Genomic DNA, 3,455 nt, shown 5'->3' with positions numbered 1-3,455 from the left:
CCATCTGGACTGGTCGGGCCAAGAGAACGAGCGGTGCCTGCTGGCTTGTATGGATGCCGAAGGGCTGCCTATTACAAGATCAACCGAGCGCAAAGTGGAAAACAGCTTTTGGCAAGAGGATTATGGACGGGCAGCTATGAATCACCTTGGCAGCTATAAGGACGAAACACATTGGTTCCAAACCTATATCCGCACTTTGTCGGAAGAAATCGCAGATGAAGGAGATGGATTACCCCTAGCGACGATGAAGATCGTTATTGAGGCCAGCCCTTGGCTGCAGCCTTATCTGGTGCCATTTTTCGCGAAACTGGGGATTGAAGCGATTCATGTGACCACTGTAAATAACCAGGAGCCACTCCCCCTATTTACATCGCTAGCTGGGGCCCATTTGGGTTTGCGCATTTTAGACGATGGTCGTACCCTTCAGCTTGTGACGGAGAAGGGCGAGCTTGTCGATACGGATTTGCAAATTGTTTTCCTATACCTGTGCTACCTGCATAGCCGGCCAGGAGCTACAATCGGAGCTCCCGTCAGCGCACCTGAGCTTCTTGAGAGTATGGCTGAGGGGCTTGGCGCGACAATCGTTCGTACGAAGGAATGGGAACGCGCCATTCTGGAAGCCACGGAGCAAGCGCGGATGCATCCATTGTTCGACTCGCTTTTTGCCATTGGACTTGTCGTTCTTCATCTAGGTAGAACCGGCTTGCCGCTTTCAGAGCTTCTGGCTCTGATTCCAACCTTCTACCTGCACCGCGAGCAAATTGATTGCCCTTGGGACGCCAAGGGAGAAGTCATGCGGAGCATGATGAACAAGGCGAAGGATACGCCCGTTGATTTGGTGGACGGGATCAAATTCTATCACGAAAATGGCTGGATTTTGCTGCTGCCCGATAGTGAAGACCCTGTTTTTAGGCTTGTCGCCCAGTCTCAGAATCCGACTCTTGCCGAAGAGCTTGTCCATTCCTATCGCGACCACATTCTAAATGTGTTGCAATAAGCATACTATATGACAGATATATCCATTAGCGGGTGATCCGAAGTCTTAAGATGAAGGGGAGAGCGGCGTGAATATGATTCCAAGCGTTTCCAGGCAGATCGCTTTTGTGCAGTATGACGATCAATCCTCCAGTATGACGGTTCAATATCATACCGGTTTCAAGGCATCTTATACGAATATTAATCAGGATGATTATCTGTTGATTTTGAGTTCTGTCAATCGATATGATTCTTTAATGAGACTTACGGAAACCCGGTACATGGAAGGTCAACCTCCAATCAAGTAAAGCACATACAGGAGATCTCCCCCTTCTTGAAAGGAGGAGATTTTTCGTTTCCTAGGCGCTTATGCTACAATGTTGTCCACAAGGTCAATGCCATTTATTTCCCATTATGATCTAAGAAAAGGTGAGTCTGATTCCTACCCAAGCTTCCTCTGCCAATCACAATGACAGGGACACACTACACTTGCTGGTGCAGTCATCGGCTAATCTTTTTGCCTACTGGCAGCTTTCTTCCAGAAAAAAAAGGTTGGTGCAGGATCACTTCGGAGCGGACTGGCTCCTGCTTCAGCCGACACTGCGTTTCTATGAAACAACTGTCGAACAAGCCGTTGGCACTCATCTCTCGGATACGATTTCTGAACTCCCCCTTCCCCAAGATGAATGCTGCTTCCTGAACGGTTTTCTACCCGGCCGGCTTTACTTCGCAGAACTCGGCATTAAGAATGAGCAGGGACAATTTCTCCCGCTTCTGCGTTCTAATACGATTCAGACTCCCCATATACATACGAATCAAGAATTTCCTTCAAACGTTTTAACACTGGAAAATCAAGTTACCTACAGGCCTACTGCCGTTTCCATTCAGCTAAAGGCTTCTATAGCTCATGAGTATTTCTCGGCCTACTCTGTGTACTTACCCAAGTGCACAAACCCAGCAGATTCGGAATTCGGAGGCGATCTCGATTGAGCACAAACGTACACGGTTATGTTGCTTTGCTCCTGCATGCCCATATCCCTTACGTGCGTCATACTGAAGCGGAAATTACGCTAGAAGAACGTTGGTTTTTCGAAGCGGTTGTGGACAGCTATCTCCCTTTGATTGAAATGATGGAGCGGCTGCTTGAGGAAGATGTGCCCTTCGGGCTGACCTTATCCCTATCTCCGCCGCTGCTTGCCATGCTGGAAGATGTCGGCTTGCAGAAACGGCTTCGCAAGCATCTGGCCTCTCTATGCGAGCTGTCACAGCGCGAAGTGATTCGCCTATGGGGTCATGCCGACTTCGGCCCCACGGCCAGACTTTACGCCGATCACTATCATCGGCTGCTTGCTTTGTACGATCGCCTGAGAGGCGATCTGATCGGTAAATTCCGCAGCCTAAGAAGCTCAGGCTGCTTAGAGTTAATAACGTGCGCTGCGACACATGCCTTCTTGCCTCTGCTCAAGAATGACGCCGCACTACGCGCGCAGCTTGAAGCAGCCGTCCAGGAATTTAGACGGCATTTCGGGTCTGCCCCGGCAGGCATCTGGCTGCCGGAGTGTGGCTACACGCCATCTGTGGAGCCCCACTTGGAGGCGCTGGGGCTGCGCTATTTCGTTGTTGATGCCCATGCTTTTGCTGCGTCTGGGGCATCAACAAGCTATCCCCTGCGCACGCCGAATGGCGCCTGCGCGTACGCTCGGGACCTCGAAGCCGGCGCTCAAGTATGGAGCGYCGAAAGCGGTTACCCGAGCGACCCCGACTATCGCGAATATTATCGCGATATCGGCTTTGACCTCGGCGCAAGCGGCGGGGCCGAGTGGGAGTACTTGAAGCCCTATGTGCTGCCGGACGGCGCACGCATTCATACGGGCTTCAAGTACCACCGCGTCACCGGCCAAGGTGACGCCAAAGCGCCCTACCACCCGGCGCCAGCCGCGCAGAAAGCTCAGCAGCATGCTGAGCATTTCGTCGCCAGCCGGGTGGCGCAGCTGCGGCGCCTCGAAGCGGCGCAGCAACCTCCGGTCATCGTATGTCCATACGATGCCGAGCTGTTCGGGCACTGGTGGCACGAAGGCCACCAGTGGCTGGAGGCGGTGCTGCGCGGCCWTGCGGCTGCGCGCTGCGAGACGGCGACATTAGGCGGCTATGCAGCCGCCAATGCGCCGACCAAGACGGCCACGCTGCCGGAGTCCAGCTGGGGCCGTGGCGGCTTCGCCGAGGTCTGGCTGCAGCCGCGCAGCCAGTGGGTGCATCCGCTGCTGCACGCGGCGGAGGATCGCTTGGTGCTTGCGGCGCAGAAGCACCGTAAGCCAGAGCTGCTTAGCAGCCTGCAGATCCGTGCGCTGAATCAAGCCGCGCGGGAGCTGATGYTCGCGCAAAGCAGCGACTGGACTTTCATCCTGGACGCTGAGACCGTAACCAGCTATGCCGTGAAACGAATCGAGACGCATATCGCTTCTTTCCATAAATTGTTAGAC

At 53.6% G+C, this 3,455-nt stretch carries 4 protein-coding genes; all 4 read left to right on the top strand.

Annotated features, from left to right (window positions below):
• The coding region (locus tag AC1DUA_RS29535; RefSeq protein WP_477503138.1) for a phosphohexomutase domain-containing protein at window positions 1-997 on the top strand (997 nt) is incomplete at its 5' end.
• Window positions 998-1,070: 73 nt separating this feature from the next.
• A complete protein-coding gene (locus AC1DUA_RS29530; protein WP_246069161.1) occupies window positions 1,071-1,283 on the top strand; it encodes a hypothetical protein in 213 nt (70 codons plus the stop codon).
• 121 nt (window positions 1,284-1,404) lie between these two features.
• Window positions 1,405-1,965 carry a DUF4912 domain-containing protein gene (locus tag AC1DUA_RS29525; RefSeq protein WP_477503137.1) on the top strand — a complete coding sequence of 187 codons (561 nt, stop codon included), beginning with the start codon at window positions 1,405-1,407 and terminating at the stop codon, window positions 1,963-1,965.
• Window positions 1,962-3,455: glycoside hydrolase family 57 protein (locus AC1DUA_RS29520; protein ID WP_477503136.1), on the top strand; the 1,494-nt coding region annotated here is incomplete at its 3' end. The genes AC1DUA_RS29525 and AC1DUA_RS29520, both read left to right, overlap by 4 nt.

This window comes from Paenibacillus sp. 01T422, from assembly GCF_056398785.1.
The sequence above is the reverse complement of the archived record's forward strand: the minus strand, read 5'-3'. Positions and strand labels throughout refer to the sequence as shown.

Bases quoted from the DNA above. Each gene is read 5' to 3' on its own strand.
- AC1DUA_RS29530 (WP_246069161.1), top strand. From the start codon at position 1,071: ATGATTCCAAGCGTTTCCAGGCAGATCGCTTTTGTGCAGTATGACGAT.